Annotated in this window: 16 protein-coding genes and 1 tRNA gene; 6 read left to right on the forward strand and 11 right to left on the reverse strand. The window is 61.5% G+C overall.

Features of this window, described 5'->3' with window-relative positions; genetic code table 11:
- Nucleotides 1-161: 161 nt before the first annotated feature.
- Nucleotides 162-1,289, forward strand: a complete 1,128-nt coding sequence (locus tag OP496_RS11690) for a glycosyltransferase family 9 protein (RefSeq protein ID WP_280563814.1) — start codon at nt 162-164, stop codon at nt 1,287-1,289.
- Between the two features lie 35 nt (nt 1,290-1,324).
- Here the strand turns inward: OP496_RS11690 and OP496_RS11695 are convergent, their stop codons facing one another.
- The 8 genes from OP496_RS11695 to xdhA form a co-directional block, all read right to left on the reverse strand.
- Nucleotides 1,325-2,728, reverse strand: coding sequence for an ATP-binding protein (locus tag OP496_RS11695; RefSeq protein WP_280563815.1), 1,404 nt, complete (start codon nt 2,726-2,728; stop codon nt 1,325-1,327).
- Nucleotides 2,725-3,387, reverse strand: a complete 663-nt coding sequence (locus OP496_RS11700; RefSeq protein ID WP_280563816.1) for a response regulator transcription factor — start codon at nt 3,385-3,387, stop codon at nt 2,725-2,727. Before OP496_RS11700 ends, OP496_RS11695 begins: the two co-directional genes overlap by 4 nt.
- Before the next feature lie 67 nt (nt 3,388-3,454).
- Nucleotides 3,455-4,819, reverse strand: a complete 1,365-nt coding sequence (gene hpxO, locus OP496_RS11705; RefSeq protein WP_348522005.1) for an FAD-dependent urate hydroxylase HpxO — start codon at nt 4,817-4,819, stop codon at nt 3,455-3,457.
- The gene (locus tag OP496_RS11710) at nt 4,729-6,111 is read right to left on the reverse strand and encodes a nucleobase:cation symporter-2 family protein (protein WP_280563818.1); all 1,383 of its coding nucleotides are present in this window, start codon (nt 6,109-6,111) and stop codon (nt 4,729-4,731) included. Before OP496_RS11710 ends, hpxO begins: the two co-directional genes overlap by 91 nt.
- A 138-nt stretch (nt 6,112-6,249) precedes the next feature.
- Complete coding sequence (gene guaD, locus OP496_RS11715) at nt 6,250-7,608, reverse strand: guanine deaminase (protein ID WP_280563819.1); 1,359 nt, start codon at nt 7,606-7,608, stop codon at nt 6,250-6,252.
- Between the two features lie 50 nt (nt 7,609-7,658).
- The gene (gene xdhC / locus OP496_RS11720) at nt 7,659-8,525 is read right to left on the reverse strand and encodes a xanthine dehydrogenase accessory protein XdhC (protein WP_280563820.1); all 867 of its coding nucleotides are present in this window, start codon (nt 8,523-8,525) and stop codon (nt 7,659-7,661) included.
- A complete protein-coding gene (gene xdhB, locus OP496_RS11725) occupies nt 8,522-10,945 on the reverse strand; it encodes a xanthine dehydrogenase molybdopterin binding subunit (protein ID WP_280563821.1) in 2,424 nt (807 codons plus the stop codon). Before xdhB ends, xdhC begins: the two co-directional genes overlap by 4 nt.
- The gene (gene xdhA / locus OP496_RS11730) at nt 10,929-12,371 is read right to left on the reverse strand and encodes a xanthine dehydrogenase small subunit (protein ID WP_280563822.1); all 1,443 of its coding nucleotides are present in this window, start codon (nt 12,369-12,371) and stop codon (nt 10,929-10,931) included. Before xdhA ends, xdhB begins: the two co-directional genes overlap by 17 nt.
- A gap of 248 nt (nt 12,372-12,619) precedes the next feature.
- On the opposite strand from xdhA, the gene OP496_RS11735 reads away from it, so the two are divergent.
- The 3 genes from OP496_RS11735 to OP496_RS11745 all read left to right on the forward strand — a co-directional run bounded on the left by OP496_RS11735 (nt 12,620) and on the right by OP496_RS11745 (nt 13,963).
- Nucleotides 12,620-13,306, forward strand: a complete 687-nt coding sequence (locus tag OP496_RS11735; protein ID WP_280563823.1) for a TetR/AcrR family transcriptional regulator — start codon at nt 12,620-12,622, stop codon at nt 13,304-13,306.
- Nucleotides 13,303-13,734, forward strand: a complete 432-nt coding sequence (locus OP496_RS11740) for a hypothetical protein (protein WP_280563824.1) — start codon at nt 13,303-13,305, stop codon at nt 13,732-13,734. Before OP496_RS11735 ends, OP496_RS11740 begins: the two co-directional genes overlap by 4 nt.
- Before the next feature lie 94 nt (nt 13,735-13,828).
- Entirely contained in the window at nt 13,829-13,963 is a 135-nt protein-coding gene (locus OP496_RS11745) for a hypothetical protein (protein WP_280563825.1), read from the forward strand.
- 89 nt (nt 13,964-14,052) lie between these two features.
- On the opposite strand, the gene OP496_RS11750 is transcribed toward OP496_RS11745, so the two are convergent.
- Both OP496_RS11750 and OP496_RS11755 read right to left on the reverse strand, forming a co-directional pair.
- Nucleotides 14,053-14,304, reverse strand: a complete 252-nt coding sequence (locus OP496_RS11750) for a hypothetical protein (protein ID WP_280563826.1) — start codon at nt 14,302-14,304, stop codon at nt 14,053-14,055.
- A 97-nt stretch (nt 14,305-14,401) separates the two neighbouring features.
- Nucleotides 14,402-14,478, reverse strand: a tRNA-Pro gene (locus OP496_RS11755).
- A 249-nt stretch (nt 14,479-14,727) separates the two neighbouring features.
- On the opposite strand from OP496_RS11755, the gene OP496_RS11760 reads away from it, so the two are divergent.
- Both OP496_RS11760 and OP496_RS11765 read left to right on the forward strand, forming a co-directional pair.
- Nucleotides 14,728-15,111, forward strand: a complete 384-nt coding sequence (locus OP496_RS11760) for a CidA/LrgA family protein (protein WP_280563827.1) — start codon at nt 14,728-14,730, stop codon at nt 15,109-15,111.
- Nucleotides 15,108-15,836 carry an LrgB family protein gene (locus OP496_RS11765; protein ID WP_280563828.1) on the forward strand — a complete coding sequence of 243 codons (729 nt, stop codon included), beginning with the start codon at nt 15,108-15,110 and terminating at the stop codon, nt 15,834-15,836. The genes OP496_RS11760 and OP496_RS11765 overlap by 4 nt, the downstream gene beginning before the upstream one ends.
- A gap of 123 nt (nt 15,837-15,959) precedes the next feature.
- Here the strand turns inward: OP496_RS11765 and OP496_RS11770 are convergent, their stop codons facing one another.
- Entirely contained in the window at nt 15,960-17,405 is a 1,446-nt protein-coding gene (locus tag OP496_RS11770; RefSeq protein ID WP_280563829.1) for a DASS family sodium-coupled anion symporter, read from the reverse strand.
- Between the last annotated feature and the right edge of the window lie 136 nt (nt 17,406-17,541).

The following is a 17,541-nucleotide window of genomic DNA, read 5'->3' on the forward strand; positions in this document are numbered from 1 at the left end:
GAGGCTTGATCCGCTCTTGGAGGGCGGTTCAATCGGGCCGCTTGCCGTAGTGGACAAGAGCGAAGGTAATATCGCAAGGACAGCGGCAATGCGACGTTAAGGGTCACATAAGCCAGCTCGGGGACACTTGCAGGGCTATCCACATAGGAAGGAGTGCCCGCATGTTCTCCCTGACTTACCTGCGTCGGCATACTGCCATGCGCCACCTGGGACGACGTCTCGAAAAAGCGGCCAAGAGCTGGGTCTACCGAGCGATTGCGCGAGGTTCGCGCTCAGCTCGCCCAGCTACGCCCGAGGCTATTCATGGTGTTCGGCGTGTCCTGCTGGTACGCCCCAACTTTCGTATTGGCAATGCCGTCATCGGTGCCCGCTTGATCCAGGCCTTTGCCGAGGGGCGACCGGAAATCGATATCGACTACCTGGGAACCGACACCACCCGCGCTCTATTTGAGGGCATGCCGTTGGCCAACTACCACGCTTTGAGTCGCAGCATGCTGGTTCGGCCGTGGCGACTGGTGCAATTGCTTATTCGGCTGAGGCAGAGAAAATACGACTTGGCCATTCAGGTTGGTGATAACTCACTGACAAGCTGGCTTCTCATACGGTTATGCGGTGCCCGCAAGAGTTTGGGACAACGCGGGCGGCTAGAGGCGAGCCATGACTGGGTCACCGATGTATCACCATCTCACGCCCACGAGATAGTCAGTTCTCTGGCGGCCAGCTTGGGTCTGGCGTGTTCCTCTCGTCCATGGTTGGTGGTGTCCGAACAGGAGCGTCGTGTCGCTGCCACCGGACTGACCAGCCTCTCGGGATTACAGGCGTCCATTGGAATCTTCGTCGGTGGCCATCTCGGTAAGCGTTTGCCGCTCGAGTTCTGGCAAGACTTGCTGCGTGATCTCGAGCAACGTCAGAAGCCCTATCTGGTGTTGTTGGGCCCGGAGGAGGAGACCATGCGCACGCCACTGGAGAGTGTCGCTGGCGAGTTCGGTCGAGTGCTTCCTCAGATGCCGCTGCGAGACTTTCTGGGTGTGTTATCCAATCTGGTATGCCTGATCACGCCGGACACGGGGCCCATGCATATGGCTGCCGCCTTGGAGATCCCGGTATTGGCCCTGTTGCAAGTAGAAGGGTCACGCAAGTTTTCGCCTAGAGGCCCCTCAGACTTGATGCTTTTCCAGCCAACTCCGGTCGAGGTTGCTGAGCAGGTGTGCGTCAACTCGGGCCCTGGACTGTCGCAAAAAAAGTATCGCCATAGCAGTTCGCTACTTCTGGCAAGCGATAACGGGTAGGCGGGAAAGGCTCGCCTTGGCGCGCCTTTTGCAATTCATGGGGTGCTCCAGACGATGGTGGCTTCCAGCCCATGTTCAGGGCGGTTGCGCAGTTGGAGTGTCGCCTGCTGGCGCTGGGCCAGTTCGACGACGATGGAAAGTCCCAGGCCGCTGCCGGTGGTGCGTTGGTCGGAGGCGCGACGGAAACGCTCGGTCACCTTCTCGAGCAGTTCGTCGGGGATGCCGGGACCGCTGTCACGCACGCTCAACTGGGCGATGCCTGACGCGGTTTCGCTGAGTTCCACCTCGACATGGCTGCCTTCCGGCGTGTAGCGCAGGGCGTTATCGAGCAGGTTGCGGAAAAGGATGCCGACTTCGGTTTCATCGGCATGCACGCGCAATTGTTTGAGCCCTTCGAGCGTCAGCTGTTGCCGGCGCTCATGGGCGAGGGGCCACAGGTCGGCCATGAGTTCGATGACGATGGGGTAGAGGTCGATTGGGCTGGTGTGGCTATCCGGTGTGCGATCCAGCCGCGCCAGTACCAATAGTTGTTCGACGACACGTTGCAAACGATCGACGCCGGTATAAGCCTTTTGCAGCGATGCGGTTTCGCCGGCCTTGACGTTGTCCAGGTGGATACGCAGTGCGGCCAGCGGGGTACGTAATTCATGCGCGGCGTCCGCGGTGAAGCGCCGTTCACGCTCCAGGGTTTCGCCCAGCCTGTCGATGAAGTCATTCAGCGAGTGACGCAGTCCCGCGAGTTCGCGGGGAACATCGAGCTCGATGTGTCGAAGATCACGGGCATGTCGTCCTTGTACCTGGTCCGAAAGACGCCGAATAGGGGTCAAGCCACGGCGGATGATACGGTTCATCAGCCACAACATGAGCGGCAACAGGACTAGCATGGGAATGAGGTTGTTCCAGGTGATGCGTTCGACGATCTCGCGCTGGAAATTGCCACGTTGGCCCATGCTGATCCACAGCTTGTGGCGCTCATCGAACGTGCTGAAGACACGCCAGCGGTGGCCGGCGTAGTCGACCCAGCGGAAACCTTCTTCGTCGGGTGCGGGAAAAGGCGCATCCTGTGTCCACTTCCCCTGAAGCAGACGTGGTGTCTTGTCGGGTTCCCAGAATCCCAGCGCGAGTTTGCGTTCTTCCTCGTGATAGAGCTTGGCTGACGTGGCGTCATCGCTTGCGAGTGTGACGGGTTTGCCATCGTGGTAGGCGCGTGCAGGATGATCGGGAATGCTGAGATGGTTGGCCAGTCGCGCGAGTTCGGCATCGCTGGCGTCTTCCGGTAGCTGGCCGGCGACGATACGGCTGTGGAGGCTGAGCTGGGTGTCGAGCATTTCTTCCAGCTCGTGATCGGTAATCAAATACGAGGCGAGCACCGCCACGCCGCCGGACACGACGAGGACCAACGTCAGCGTGCGGAGCAGATAATAACGAATGGATGTCATGTCGCGTGGCGATCCAGACGATAACCGATACCGCGGACGGTCATGATGAGCGATTTGCCGAGTTTCTTGCGCAGATGGTGAACATGGACCTCCACCGCGTTCGAGGCGACTTCTTCTCCCCAGCCATAGAGAAGACTTTCCAGCCGAGGGCGTGAGAGCACCTTGTCGGGATGACGCGCCAATTCGAGCAATAGGGCGTATTCGCGCCGCCCCAGCGTGACATCAAGCCCTTGCCAGCTCACACTGTGGCTGGCCTCGTCGATGCTCAAGGCGCCGACTGTCAGAGTGTGTGACGCGCGGCCTTCGGCGCGTCGAGTGATGACGCGCAAGCGTGCGAGTAATTCCTGCAGATTGAAGGGCTTGAGTACATAATCGTCGGCGCCGGCATCGAGCCCACGTATACGTTCCTCAACGGCGTCGCGCGCGGTGAGGATGAGGATCGGCAGTGAGGAAGCTTCACGCAGGCGCTCAAGCACTGTCATGCCATCCATATCGGGGAGGCCCAGATCGAGAATCATGGCGCTGAAAGATTCATTATGCACCGCCTCGATGGCGTGATGGCCTTCGGTGAACCAGTCCACGGTATAAGCATCACGGGCGAGTGCGGTCTTGATGCCATCGCCCAGCAGGGGATCGTCTTCGACCAAGAGTATACGCATGGGGCCTCCTTGTAACTGGCGCCAGCGTAGCATGATGCATGAAGCTTAAATGTTTCTTAAGGGGCGTTTAGCCCAGTGGCCCGCCGACAACGGTCTTCTCGAGCCCCGCGATGATGGCGTCGCCGTCTGCGTGGGCGAGTTCGTCATACCAGGCTTGGGTATTTTCGGGGTCCAGGCCATGGATCATCGCCGCGCGCTTGCGAGCGCGGGAGACGATCTCGCCGACGCGCTCGACACGTGACGCATCGTAGTGCGTCAGTGCCGTGGCAATCGCCGTCGAGGTGTCGGTGTGCTCATCGAGAGCGTGTTGTATGGCCTCGGCCAGCACCCAGGCATCTTCCATGGCCTGGCAGCCGCCCTGGCCGAGATCCGGCGCCATGCCGTGCGCGGCGTCTCCGAGTAGCGCTACACGGCGCGCGGTGAGCGTATCGAGGGGCGGGATGTCGTGGATTTCGAGGCGCGCCATGCGCTCGGGATCGAAGCGCTCGATCAAGGCTTGTACCGGCCTGGCCCAGCCGGCGAAATGCTCGCGCAGTTCATCGCGATAGTGCTGCGGTTCGTTCGCTATCCCGGCAGGCAGGGGCACGTCGAAGAAACAGTAGAATTCCTGCGCGTCTTGGTCGTTACCGCCGCTGCCCATGGGCATCAGCGAGACGCGCTTGGCGTCGCCGACGTATTGGTCCCAGTTGTCAAGCGGTGCCAGATCATCGTCGGCGGGCACGCGCACGTTCCAGTTGACGTACCCGACGTACTGACGTTCCACGGCGTGTCCCGTGATCTTGCCGCGTAGCCGCGAGTGCGTGCCATCGGCGACCACCAGCAAGTCGGCGTGGAGGCTACCGCCATCCTCGAAATGTGCCGTGATGCCGTCGTCCGCCAGCGTGTAATCGTTGCAGCAACGCCCGAGCTGGATATGCGCCTCGCCTACTGCGTCGAAGAGTGTTTGCTGCAAGGCGGCGCGCGCGATGGGGCAGGCGCGTTGCCCAACCGCCTCGAACAGTGGCGCAAGACTGAAATCGGTCAGGGTCTGCCCGTGGTGGGTGAGATAGCGCATGCGAGTCATCTCGCCGCTGAGCCGCTCGATGGTCTCGCCGAGCCCCAGGCGGTGCATGATCTTGACTCCGTTGGGCCATAGAGAAATGGCCGCGCCTATCGGGCGTATCTCCTGGACACGCTCGACGACGGTGACCCGGTGGCCCCGGTGTTGAAAGGCAAGCGCGGTACTCAGTCCGCCCATCCCCGCGCCGACGATGAGGACGTGCAAGGGAGAAATGTGTTGTGTTGAGCGAGACATGGCGAACTCCTTCAATCGATTGTTATGGGTTACGAGATTGTTATGGCTTACGAAGGCTGATTGGGTGCCGTGGCGCGTGGCGTCGCGTCGTCGGGCTCCTTGGCATCCTCGCTGCTGCCGGGCAGCAACAGGGTGCACAGGATGGCGGTCAACCCGCCGGTGGTGATCGGCGAAGAGAAGATGCGTTCGGCGGTCTCGGGCAGCCCGGCGAGGGCTTCGGGGACGAGCTGGACACCTAGCCCCATGCCCAGCGACACGGCGATGGTCATGATCGTCTTGCGGGTCATCGTCTGGTCGCTGAGGATGCGGATGCCGGAGACGGCGATCAGGCCGAACATCAAGGTCGTCGCGGCGCCGAGCACGGGGCGTGGAATGAACTGCAGCAGGGTGCCGAGCGCAGGGATGAGTCCCAGCAATAGCAGGATGACCGCGACGTAGCGCCCCACATGGCGGCTGGCCACGCCGGTCAACTGCACGACGCCGGTATTCTGGCTGAAGGTAGTGTTCGGGAACGTATTGAACAGTGCCGCGATCAAGGAGTTGACGCCATCGGCCAGCACGCCGCCGCGTATCCGGCGTTGATAGACCCCACCGCTGACGGGTTCGCCGGAGGCGCGTGACGTGCCGGTGAGATCGCCGACGGTCTCGATGGCGGTGACCAGGAAGATGAACGCCACGGGGACGAAGGCCGTCCAGTCGAAGCCGATACCGAAGCGCAGCGGTTGCGGCAGGGCGAACCATTCAAGTGTCTCTGGACCACCTTCGAACTGACCGGTGAACGCGGCCACGAGACAGCCGATGACGAGCCCGAAAAAGACCGAGCCGATGCGCAGCCAGATGTGTCGGGACATCTGACAGGCCAATACGACGATGATCACCAGCGCCGCCAGGCCCAGGTTGGAGAGGCTGCCGAAGTCCTCGGTGCCGACCCCGCCGGCCATGTCGGTGACGCCGACCTTGACCAGCGAGAGGCCGATCAAGGTCACGACCACGCCGGTCACGGTGGGCGTGATGATGCGCTTGAGGCGGTGCAGCATGCCGCCGAGTGCGATTTCGATGAAACTGCCCACGGCACAGACGCCGAGTAACGTCGCGATGACGGCTTCGTCGCTGGCGCCGCCGGCACGCGCGGTTTCGCCGGCGGCAATCAACGCGGCCACGAACGAGAAACTCGTCCCCTGAACACTCAAGAGCCCCGATCCGAGCGGCCCGAGGCGCTGGGATTGCACCCATGTCGCCACGCCCGAGACGAACAGCGCCATGCTGATCAAATACGACATGTACTGACCGAGCCCCAGGGCGCTGCCTACGATCAGGCTGGGCGCGATGATCCCCACGAAGCTGGCGAGTACGTGTTGCACGGCGGCGAGCAGTGAGGCCAGGGGCCCGGGGCGATCCTCGAGTCGGTAGAGGGGTTGATCGACTGACATGGCTTGGCTCCTTGTGCCCGAACATGCGGCGGGCTTTATGTATACAAAATTATGCTGCAATGCATAAGCAATAGGAGTGCCAAGTGTGGGATATTGCCAGGCTCGCCGCATGCATGGGCGCTGGCAAGGGGTGGCGCCTCATGACGAGGCAGGCGTGCGCTCCATTGGTGCTCCGTGGCAATCATGTGCATCACGTTGGTGCACTAGGTCGCCATCGGCCCAAGTGGCGTACACGCACCGGTCATCTCCCAGCATCATCAGCGCGAAGAGCCGTTCGCCGAGTGTGTCGGCGACCTGAGCACGGCGCGCCATGAGAGGTGTAGCGGCAAGATCCAGCACCACCAGGTCGGCTTCGTGTCCGGCGTGCACGCGCCCGATACAGTGATCGAGGTGCAGTGCCCGTGCGTTGCCCAGCGTAAGCCGATAGAGCCCCTGCCAGGCGGTCAGGGGTTGGCCAAGCAAGGCACCGACCTGATAGGCGCCTTGCAGCGTCGTCAGGCCGCATAGCCCGGTGCCGGCGCCCACGTCACTGGCCAGCGAGGTGATGACGCCGGCGTTACGGGTGGCGAGGCGATCGAAGAGCCCGCTGCCCAGAAACAGGTTGGATGTCGGCGAGAAGGCGATATTGGCACCGGCATCGGCAAGCCGCGTGCGCTCGTCTTCGGAGAGATGAATGCCGTGCGCGTAGGTACTGCGCGGACCGACCAGCCCGTAGCGTTCGTAGACGGCGAGATAGTCCCGACATTCGGGAAACAGCTCGGCGACCCAGGCGAGCTCGCCCCGATTTTCCGAGAGATGGCTCTGTAGATACAGGCTTGGGTCGTTGCGCAGTACGCCACCCACGGCATCGAGCTGTTCGCGACTCGATGTCGGCGCGAAACGCGGCGTCAGCGAATACGCCAGACGATCCTTGCCGTGCCAGTCGGCGATGAGCCGTTCGCTATCGCGAATACCGCCGGTGGCGGTGTCGGTGAGCGCCTCCGGGGCGTGACGATCCATCAGCACCTTGCCCGCGAGCAGGCGCAGCCGCCGTTGCTGGGCGGCACTGAAGATGCTGTCTACCGAGCCTGGGTGAGAGGTGCAGAAGACCTGGGCGGTGGTGGTGCCGCCACGCAGCATCTCGTCGAGAAAGCGCTCGGCGACGTCTGCGGCATGGGCGCGTTCGGCGAAACGGCATTCGGCGGGGAAGGTGTAGTCGTTGAGCCAGTCGAGCAATTCACGGCCGAACGAGGCGATGATATCGAGTTGCGAATAGTGCACGTGGCTGTCGATGAATCCCGGCATGATCAGCTTGCCGCGGTAGTCGACGAGCTCGATCTTTTCGGGCACATGCGCGGCGAGGACGGAAAAGTCGTCGACCGCGCGAATGCGGCCATCTTCTACCCACACGGCGCCGTCCTCCCAATAGCGCAGGCTATCGGCTTGCGGGGTGGGCGCTTCGCCGGGATCGGCGTCGAAGGTCAGCACGGCGCCGCGTAGTAGTCGGGAGTGAGGCATGGAAACGCTCTTGTAAACAGGAAATGACGAAAACGATTCTGCTGTCGACCTTAGAGGTGCACACCTTGGCCGGTCGTCTGGTGCCAGGTAGTGGGCGTTACTCCGTGTTGTGACGCGTGGGACTCGGCCGGAGCGAAGGTCAGTAATTCGGCGGCGATGGCCAACGCGATCTCATAGGGGCGCTTGCCACCCGCGCCGGGGATGCCGATCGGGCAGCGTACCCGCGCCAGCGCGGTCGTGTCGTGCCCGGCATCGCGCAGGAGATGCTGGAAACTCGCCCACTTGCTTTGCGAGCCGATCAAGCCGATGGAGGTCACGTCGGCATGACTGAGCAGGGCGTCGATGAGGCGGCGGTCCTGGGCGTGATCGTGGGTCATGACGAGCGCATGGACACCGTGCGGCAGGCTTTCCAGGGCCGTCTCGATGGCGTTCTCGTCGAGGCGATGGCAATCGACGCATGGCGAGGGCGAAAGTGCTGCGAAGGCGTCGGCACGACTGTCGAACCAGTGTATCCGCCAGGCAAGCGGTGTCAGCAAGGGCACGAGCGCCTGGGCGACGTGGCCTGCACCGAATATGGCGATGTGCTGCTCGGCGCCCGCGAAACACTCGAACAGCAGGCTGACATGCCCACCGCAACATTGTCCGCTGCGGCCGCCCAGGGGGAAGGCTTCGAGACGTGGTGTGGTCGTCTGCTCGCCACGTTCGCTGGCGGCGAGCATGTCGCGCGCGCAGGCGATGGCCTGGTACTCGAAACGCCCGCCGCCAAGCGTGTCGTGGCTGGTCTCGGCAGTCACCACCATCTTGGCACCGGGCTCGCGCGGCGTGGAGCCTTCGGCGCCGACCACGCTGATCAACACATGGGGCGCGGCATCGGCCTGCAGGAGGTGCAGGGCGCTGTGCCAGTTCTCGGCGCTCATCGTGGCGTCTCCGCTGGTGTCTTCGTTTCAGGGGCCTGGCGCAGGGCCTGAGCCGCGAAGAGCACGCGCTCCGGCGTGGCCGGCGTATCCAAAGCGGGGCTCACGCGATAATCGGCGAGGCTCGATAATGCGTCGCGTAGCGCCGACCATACCGAGATCGCCAACATGAAGGGCGGCTCGCCCACCGCCTTGGAGCGGTACAAACTGGCCTGCGAATTGGGGTGCCCCTCGAGCAGCGAGACGCGAAAGTCGGGCGGGGTATCGCCGATGGTGGGAATCTTGTAGGTCGCCGGCCCATCGCTCAGCAAGCGACCGGTGGCGTCCCACTTTAGCTCCTCGCTGGTTAGCCAGCCCATGCCTTGAATGAACCCACCTTCGACCTGGCCCGTGTCGATCGCCGGATTCAGCGAGTCGCCGACGTCGTGCAGAATATCCACGCGGGTGACGCGATATTCGCCGCTCAGCGTGTCGACAACGACCTCCGACACCGCCGCGCCATGCGCGTAATAGTAGAAGGGGCGGCCTTGGCCGGTGGCGCGATCGTAATGGATCAACGGCGTGGCGTAGAACCCTGTCGCCGAGAGCGACACGCGCCCCAGGTAGGCGGCCTGGATGAGTTCCCCCCAGGCGATGCGGCGCTCGTTCTCGCCGTGGCCGGCAACGAGCTCACCGTCTTCCAGACGCATGTTATCTCGGACGGAGAGCGGTTCTGGAAGCTGGTCTGTAAAGAAATGCTCGGCGGCGAAATCGAAAAGCCGTTCGCGCACCTGGATGGCCGCGTTGCGGGCCGCCATGCCGTTGAGATCGGCGCCGCTCGACGCCGCGGTCGGCGAGGTGTTGGGCACTTTGTCGGTGCGTGTAGCGGAAATACGTACGGTGCTGTTATCGAGTCCCAGCTCGCGGGCCACGACTTGGCCGACCTTGGTGTGCAATCCCTGTCCCATCTCGGTGCCGCCGTGATTGATCATCACGCTGCCATCGGTATAGATGTGCAAAAGCGCGCCGGCCTGATTGAGGTGCTTGGCGGTGAACGAAATACCGAATTTCACCGGTGTCAGCGCCAACCCCTTCTTGAGGACTGAACTTTGGGCATTGTAGGCGCGGATGGCATCGCGACGTGCCCAGTAGCCGCTGTCTGTTTCGAGTCGCGAAACGATCTCGTGCAGCAGCGCGGTCTGCTCGACGTGTTGTCCGTAATGAGTGACGTCTCGGCCGGGGCGATAAAGGTTGCGCTTGCGGATCGTCAGTGGATCTTCACCCAGATGCCGCGCGATATCGTCCATGGCGCGCTCGACGATCATCATGCCCTGGGGGCCGCCGAAGCCTCGAAAAGCGGTATTGGATGGATTGTGCGTCCGCGCGGGAATTCCGGTCACTCGGGCGTCACCCAGGGAGTAGGCGTTGTCGGCATGGAACATGGCGCGGTCGACGATGGCTTCGGACAAGTCCGGCGAGTGGCCGCAATCGCCGATGGTCGTGATCTCGCCTCCCAGCAATATGCCCTGGGTGTCGACTCCCAACCGATAGCGGTTATGAAAGGGATGTCGCTTGCCGGTGGCGCGCATGTCGTCGCCACGCGGCAGGCGCAGGCGAATGGCGCGACCGGTGCGGCGGGCCAGCAGCGCGGCCAGGCACGCCCATGGCGCAGCCTGGGTTTCCTTGCCGCCGAAGCCGCCGCCCATGCGACGCACTTCAACTGTCACGGCATGAAACGCCACACCCAGCACTTCGGCAATGAGTTTCTGCACTTCACTGGGATGCTGGCTGGAGGTATGCACAATGACGCCATCGTCCTCGTTGGGCAGTGCCAGACAGGCTTGCCCCTCGAGGTAGAAATGCTCTTGCCCGCCGACGAACTGCTCGGCCTCGAGCACGTGAGCGGCATCGGAAAGTGCCTGTTGCCAGTCACCGCTTTGCTGGACATGCGGAGGGCGGACCCATTCCTCGGCCTCGGCGGCGGCAACGGCGTCGAGCTGTGCGGGCTGAGCATCGATTTCGATCTCGGCAAGTGCTACGGCGCGGCGGGCCGCCTTGAAATCGGTGGCGGCCACTGCAAACAGCGGCTGCCCGACATAGCGCACCTCGTCATCGGCGAATAGCGGGTCACCCGGAAACACGGGGCCCACGTCGGTCTTTCCGGGGATATCGACGACGGTGATGATATCGATGACGCCGGGGGCGCGGCGTACCGCGTCGAGATTCATCCGTGTAAGCCTGCCGCGTGCGGTCGGGCTCAGCCCCACCGCGACATGTATCGCATCTGACGGTGCGGCCTGATCGTCGAGATATCGCGCACGGCCGGTGACATGCAACGTGGCGCTGTCATGCGCGGGGGCATGGCGGACGTCTGTCTGTGCTGCGGGACGGCCGGGTGTTTCTGGCCCGGCCGGCGGGCGTGAGAGATCAGTGAGCGTACGCATCGAGGCAGACCTCCTGGTCGGCGTCGTGGTCGATCGTCAGGCGCAGGCGTTCGAGTAAATTGGCAGCCGCGAGTCGTCGGTAGGCGGCGGAACCACGCACGTCGTCGAGCGGATTGAAGTCGCGCGCGAGGGCTTGGCGAGCCGCATCGAATGTCGTCACTTCGGGAGGGTGTCCCTCCAGGGCGGCTTCGGTAGCCTGGGCGCGCCGTGGTGTGGCATCCATGCCACCGAAGGCCAGGTGAACATCGTGCAGACAGCCATTTTCCTGGCGCCAGGAAAAGGTGCCGAGCACTGCCGATATATCGTCCTCACGGCGCTTGGAGAGTTTCCAGACCTCGAGATGCTGGTCGCTTTCGGGGCGCGGCAGAAAGATGGCGCGGATGAATTCGCCGGGCGCGAGGGCGGTGCGCTTGTAGCCGAGAAAGAAGGCTTCCAGAGGCATTTTGCGGGCGCCATCGGGACCTTCCAGGGCCAAGTGGGCATCGAGCGCGAGCAATACCGGTGGTGTATCGCCGATGGGTGAAGCATTGGCGATGTTACCGCCCAGAGTGCCGCGATTGCGGATCTGCGCGGAGCCCAGGCGCCGTAAAAGCCGAGCGAACGCGGGGTAAACCTCGTCGAACAGCGGTTCGAGGCGCGCGTAGGTGACGCTGGCGCCGATCCACCAGCCGTCGGGCGTCTCGTCGATTGCCTGCAATTCGGCGACGCGGCTGACGTCGATCAGATTCTCGAAGGCTTCGAGCCGTTGCGTGGCCTCGAGCCACAGGTCGGTGGCCCCGGCGACCAGGCGCGCCTCCGGATATTGACGGCGTAGCGTGTGCAAGGTCTCCAATGTGTTCGGGATGGCATAGCCAGTGGCCTCGAGCGTGTTCTCCAAGGCCGTGACATCGTTGTCGAGCCTTGGGTCATCCGCCCAGGGCGGGCGTACATCGGGTTGATCGGCCATGTGGCGTGCGGCCTTCTGGATGGGGCGGTAGCCCGTGCAACGGCATAGATTGCCGCCCAACGTTGCTTCGAGGCATGCATCGTCAAGCGCGACCGGCGCCTGGCGCTGGCGCTCGTGAAGCGTGAACAGCGACATGACGATGCCCGGGGTGCAGAAACCGCACTGGCTGGCATGGCAATCGACCATGGCTGCCTGGACGGGATGCAAGGCATCGCCGCGCGCGAGCCCTTCGACGGTGACGAGATGTCGGCCCTGCAGTTGGTGGGCCGGGGTGATGCAGGCATTGGTACTGTGATAGTGCAGGCGGCCGTCGCGGTCGGTGTCGCCGATGGCGACGGTGCAGGCGCCGCAGTCGCCCGAGGCGCAGCCTTCCTTGGTGCCGGTTCGCTGCAATTCATTGCGCAAGAGCTCCAGAATGCTGGTCTCCGGCGCTAGCGATGCGCAGCGTTGCGCTTCGCCATTGAGATAAAACTCGATCATCGGAGTGTCCATCGGGTTGTCGTTGTGATCCGAGGTGCGCACTGCACATGTCGATATGACCATTTGGTCAACTCTGCTAAGCCTTAATCAAAATGCCGCGTATGACAAGTCTCTTTTGCGTTTGTTTGTCGCGCGCCGAGGTGAGCCAGGTCGATCGCTGGACTGCGGCGCCATGGGACGTTGATGTGCGTTGCACTGGTGACGCTCGCTGGGGCAGACTTCCATACCGGCAGACGAAGAGAGCGGCCATGACATCGATGAATTCGTCCGGGTTGGGAACGCGGGCGCGCAACGAAAGCATGATTCTCGAGGCGGCTGAACGCGTGTTCGCGTGCCATGGTTATCGAGGTGCGAGCGTGCAGGCCATCGCCGAAGCGGCTGGGCTGCCTAAGTCCAACGTGCTGTATTATGTGGGCAGCAAGCGCAAACTGTACGTGGCGCTGCTCGAGCGTATGATGGCGCGCTGGAACGCCATGCTCGACGATATCGGCGAGGACGATGATCCGGGCGAGGTGCTGGAAGGCTTCATCCGTAGCAAGATGCGTCTGACGCGGCAGCATCCCCAAGGTTCTCGGTTGTTTGCTGCCGAGGTGCTTCAGGGTGCGCCTTTTCTGCAGGAATACTTACACGGCGAGCTACGCGAGTGGGTGCGCTCGCGGGCGCGCGTTTTCGAGCGCTGGGCGGAAAAGGGCCTGATGGATCCCGTCGATCCGGTGTGGCTTATCTTCTTGATCTGGTCGGCCACCCAACATTATGCGGATTTCGAGGCTCAGATACTGGGCATTACCGATCAAACGGCGCTTGGGGAAAGCGACTACCGTGCGATCACCGATTTTTTGTGCCACGTCATTCTCAAGGGATGTGGCGTTCGACCACCATCCGACGTTGACAGTGAACGTCACTATCAAGATATCCAGGGTGAGGAGACAACATGAAACTTTGGGGCATCTTGCTCCTGGTCAGCGGCGGCTTGCTCGATGATTCATCGTCGCTGCCAGCGCAGCCCCCCGATACGCCCAGGGCGATCACGGCGCAGATCGCACGCGATCATCTGCAATGGACGTCGGCGACCGATGAGGAGATGTATCTGGCTCAGGCGAGCGTCAGGAAGCTCCTCAAGTATCCCGCTACCGCGGTTTTCCGCGATATCCACGCCGTCGGCCCTCGCGTTGGCGGGCCGTCGAATCGCGTGGTGTGCGGGCAGGTCAATGCACGTTGCGAACGTGGCGATTATCTAGGGTATCGCTTGTTCGTGGCACGCCAAGGTGCGCAGGCCGCGATCATGTCGTCGAGTTTGCATCGCAGTGGATGGGACCCTAACGCCGTGGCGGCAGCCTTGATCGAATGGCAGAAGATGGCATGACCGGTACTGGGATGCATGGGGCTGTGTGCATGATGATGCGTTCAGCCCTATGTAACTCGGTTTCGTACAGGAATCTAACGGTTTTGGAGATGCCATGAAAGAACTACCCGGAGCACTGCTCGGCATCATGGTCGGGCTGGTTGCGTGGTTGGTGGTGGGCAATGTGCTGGCGGGCGTCATTGCCGGTATCGCTGGCGGAATCGGGTGGGATCTATGGCGTCACCGGTAGAGGCATCATGGATGACTATTTGGCGCTGAAGCGTCATGCGTGTGTAGTCGAGACGGCTTGGCAGAAATGACCAAGCCGTTTAGGGATGATCATTCCACGCTCGGGTCGTCGTCCGCGTCGCCTGCCTTGACCTCGTTGTCGGATGCTTTCATTCGCTGACGCTCGGCTTCGGCATGTTCCATGCTTTGGTAAAGTCCTAGGCTCACGCCCGTGTCGCTATCATAGACTTCATAGCGGACGTCGTTCTCGTCGGGGCCGGCGATTTTCCGTATCTCAATAGCGTCATGCAGCATGTGTTGGACCTCGCTGGAATTGCAGTAACCGAACGTGGGACTCGTCATGCTGACGAGTGTTCCAGGCGATCATCACCATGATGCTAACACAACGCAAAACCGCCGCTATAGTTGACCTATAAGCGGCGGTTTTTCTTCAATCTTTTGGTCGGAGCGACTGGATTCGAACCAGCGACCTCTGCAACCCCATTGCAGCGCGCTACCAAGCTGCGCCACGCTCCGATGACGTTCTACCGGAAGGCCTTCAAATAGGTGCCGCCCGTGGAACGCTGCGTATACTACCTTGGCTTCCGGGAAATGAAAACCCTTGATAGCGCTTTTTTTTCAACTGCTTGCCAGTACCCGGTCATGATGAATGTCGGCGACGAAAGGTATAAGGCATTGTGGTGACACGCCATGAATTGAGGTATACTAGGGCGTGGGTTAGACGAAAGATGTAGAATGTGGCCGGTTTCATGTGGAGATGTCGCAATGCCTCTTATTGCAGGAATGAGCGTGCTGCTGGGATGTCAGTTTCTTGGCGAAATCCTGGTGCATGGACTTCAACTTCCCATACCTGGCCCCGTCGTGGGCATGGTAGTGCTGCTGGTTGGGCTGCTGATCAATGGACGCGTACCTAAGGGGCTGCGCACGAGCGGTGAAGGACTGCTGCGTTATTTGACGTTGCTCTTCGTGCCCGCGGGGGTTGGCATCATGGTGCATTTCGACCTTATCAAGGCGGATTTCTGGCCCATCATCGTAACGCTCGTGGTGTCGACCGCCTTGACCTTGGCTGTCACGGCAAAAGTGATGTCGTGGTTGACGCGTTCGGTACCCAAAGACCCACGTGATGAATGGCGGGAGGAGCACTCATGAGCCTTCCCACTCTCGATCAGCTTTGGGTGTATCTGTCCGCTAGTCCTTTATTGTATTTGTTGGTGACGTTCCTGGCTTTTATGGGGGCGAGTTATATCAACCGTCTTCTGGGGGGTACGCCTTTCCTGCATCCGGTCGTGCTTACCATCGTGCTGATCATTGGCTTTCTGACGCTGACAGATACCGATTATGCGACGTACTTCGAAGGCGCTCAGTTCATCCATTTCCTTTTGGGCCCCGCGACCGTTGCCTTGGCGATTCCCTTGTATGACTATCGGGAACGTGTCAGGCGTATGCTGGTGCCGATATTGCTCAGTTGCGTCGCGGGGATCGTGACGGCGGTGACGTCAGCGGTGGGTGTCGCGATGCTCATGGGGGCCAGTCGTGAAACCGTGTTGACGCTGTCGCCCAAGTCGGTGACATCACCTATCGCGATGGGCATCGTCGAGAAACTGGGCGGCATTCCGTCGCTTGCTGCGGGGATGGTTCTGATCACAGGGTCCCTTGGGTGTGCCTTGGGTCCTGCCATCTTCCGCCTGGTCAGGGTGCGCGATCCCAGTGTTCAAGGCTTTACCATGGGCCTGGCGGCACATGGTTTCGGAACGGCCTATTCCTTTTCTTCGATTGGCGCAGTGGCGGGTGCCTTTGCGGGACTTGCGATGGGCCTGACGGGGCTACTGACGGCCTTCATTCTGCCGCCTTTGGTGCACCTTTTTGGTCTTTAATTATTTATACCGTTACCTTTGAACCTTCTTGGAAAGTTGAAAAACCAAGATGGCAACGCCTGATGGGGGCGTTGCCATACGTCGATATTACAAAACGTCTTGATCGTTTATATCATGCGTCGTTCACGCCCATAGAACGCGTAACAGGGATACGGTAATCAGCGTGATCAGTAGAGTGCCGACGATGTTGAGCAGCAGTCCGGCGCGGATCATCGATTGAATCTTCATATGTCCCGTCGCGAAAACGATGGCATTGGGTGGGGTCGCGACCGGCATCATGAAGGCACAGCTGGCGGCGATTGCGGCGGGGACCGTGATCAGTAACGGGTCCATGTCCAGCGAGATGGCGAGCGCACCGAGAAGTGGCAGAAAGGCCGCTGCGGTGGCCGTGTTCGAGGTGACCTCGGTCAGGAAGATGATGACCAATACGATGATGCCCACCAGCATCAACAACGGAAACACGCTGAAGATCGACAGCTGTTGAGCGATCCATTCGGCCAGGCCGGAGCTCTTGATCATCCCTGCTAACGCTAGCCCGCCGCCGAAGAGCAGCAGTACACCCCAAGGAAGCTCCTTGGCGCTATCCCAGTCGAGCAGCGCGCCGCGTGCCTTGTCTCCACTAGGAACGAGAAACAGCCCAATACCGGCGGCCAGAGCAATGGTGGTATCCGATAGCCAGTCGAGCCCGACTTGATTCAAGAGTGGGCGCAGCATCCAGGTGGCGGCGGCAATGAGAAAGATCAGGCCGACGCGGCGCTCGGCGGCGGTCATGGTGCCTAGCGATTCGAGTTCGCGGCGAATCATCTCCCCGCCATCGTCGCTTTGTTGCAAATCGAACCCTTTGTAAGTCAACCACCACCATGTCACGGCCATCATCACGATGCTGACCGGCAAGCCGATGGTCATCCATTGGGCGAAGCCGATATCGATGCCTTCGCCGGAGAGGTACCCCGCGAGCAAGGCATTGGGTGGGGTGCCGATGAGTGTGGCGACGCCGCCTATACTGGCAGAATAAGCGATGGCAAGTAGCAGGGCGGTGGCGTAGCGCGAGACTTCACGTGAGTCGCCATCGCCCAGCAAGCTGACGACGGACATGCCAATGGGCAGCATCATGATGCTGGTGGCAGTATTGGACACCCACATGCTGATGAAGCCTGTGGCAATCATGAACCCCGCGATTTGCTGGCGTGGTTTCTGACCGACGATGCTGAGGACTTTCAAGGCGATGCGTCGATGGAGGTTCCAGCGCTGCATTGCGATGCCCAGTAAGAAGCCCCCCAGGAAGAGATAGATGATAGGGTCGGCGTAACTGGCTGCCACGGCATCGAGTTCGTCGATGCCCAGTACCGGGGCGAGTACCATGGGCAGCAATGAGGTCGCGGGGATGGGGATGGCCTCGGTGGCCCACCATGTGGCCATCAGCAGTGCAAAGCCGACACATGCCCATGCCGGTGACGACATGCCGGCTGGTGCGGGCACGACCAGGCATAGTATGACCCATAGCGGCCCCAGCCCTAGTCCGATTTGCGCGGCATTGAGACCGCGGGAGTCCTCAGTAGTCTCGTTCATGAATTGCTTCCCTGAAGGCGGCGAATGATTAATGGGCTTACGATTCCCGACATGCTACTAAGGTATTAAGCTTTGGTGGCTTAGCCATTGGTCTAAGTCGCTTGTCCGGTCTTCTCGGCGTGGCTTGTTGCAACGC

It is taken from the genome of Chromohalobacter sp. 48-RD10 (assembly GCF_029889785.1).
Classification (GTDB): domain Bacteria; phylum Pseudomonadota; class Gammaproteobacteria; order Pseudomonadales; family Halomonadaceae; genus Chromohalobacter.

Bases quoted from the DNA above. Each gene is read 5' to 3' on its own strand.
- guaD (WP_280563819.1), bottom strand. From the start codon at position 7,608: ATGCCTCACTCCCGACTACTACGCGGCGCCGTGCTGACCTTCGACGCC.
- xdhB (WP_280563821.1), bottom strand. From the start codon at position 10,945: ATGCGTACGCTCACTGATCTCTCACGCCCGCCGGCCGGGCCAGAAACA.
- OP496_RS11690 (WP_280563814.1), top strand. From the start codon at position 162: ATGTTCTCCCTGACTTACCTGCGTCGGCATACTGCCATGCGCCACCTG.
- xdhA (WP_280563822.1), bottom strand. From the start codon at position 12,371: ATGATCGAGTTTTATCTCAATGGCGAAGCGCAACGCTGCGCATCGCTA.
- OP496_RS11765 (WP_280563828.1), top strand. From the start codon at position 15,108: ATGAGCCTTCCCACTCTCGATCAGCTTTGGGTGTATCTGTCCGCTAGT.
- OP496_RS11695 (WP_280563815.1), bottom strand. From the start codon at position 2,728: ATGACATCCATTCGTTATTATCTGCTCCGCACGCTGACGTTGGTCCTC.
- OP496_RS11740 (WP_280563824.1), top strand. From the start codon at position 13,303: ATGAAACTTTGGGGCATCTTGCTCCTGGTCAGCGGCGGCTTGCTCGAT.
- OP496_RS11770 (WP_280563829.1), bottom strand. From the start codon at position 17,405: ATGAACGAGACTACTGAGGACTCCCGCGGTCTCAATGCCGCGCAAATC.
- OP496_RS11760 (WP_280563827.1), top strand. From the start codon at position 14,728: ATGCCTCTTATTGCAGGAATGAGCGTGCTGCTGGGATGTCAGTTTCTT.
- OP496_RS11700 (WP_280563816.1), bottom strand. From the start codon at position 3,387: ATGCGTATACTCTTGGTCGAAGACGATCCCCTGCTGGGCGATGGCATC.
- OP496_RS11735 (WP_280563823.1), top strand. From the start codon at position 12,620: ATGACATCGATGAATTCGTCCGGGTTGGGAACGCGGGCGCGCAACGAA.
- OP496_RS11745 (WP_280563825.1), top strand. From the start codon at position 13,829: ATGAAAGAACTACCCGGAGCACTGCTCGGCATCATGGTCGGGCTGGTT.
- xdhC (WP_280563820.1), bottom strand. From the start codon at position 8,525: ATGAGCGCCGAGAACTGGCACAGCGCCCTGCACCTCCTGCAGGCCGAT.
- OP496_RS11710 (WP_280563818.1), bottom strand. From the start codon at position 6,111: ATGTCAGTCGATCAACCCCTCTACCGACTCGAGGATCGCCCCGGGCCC.
- OP496_RS11750 (WP_280563826.1), bottom strand. From the start codon at position 14,304: ATGACGAGTCCCACGTTCGGTTACTGCAATTCCAGCGAGGTCCAACAC.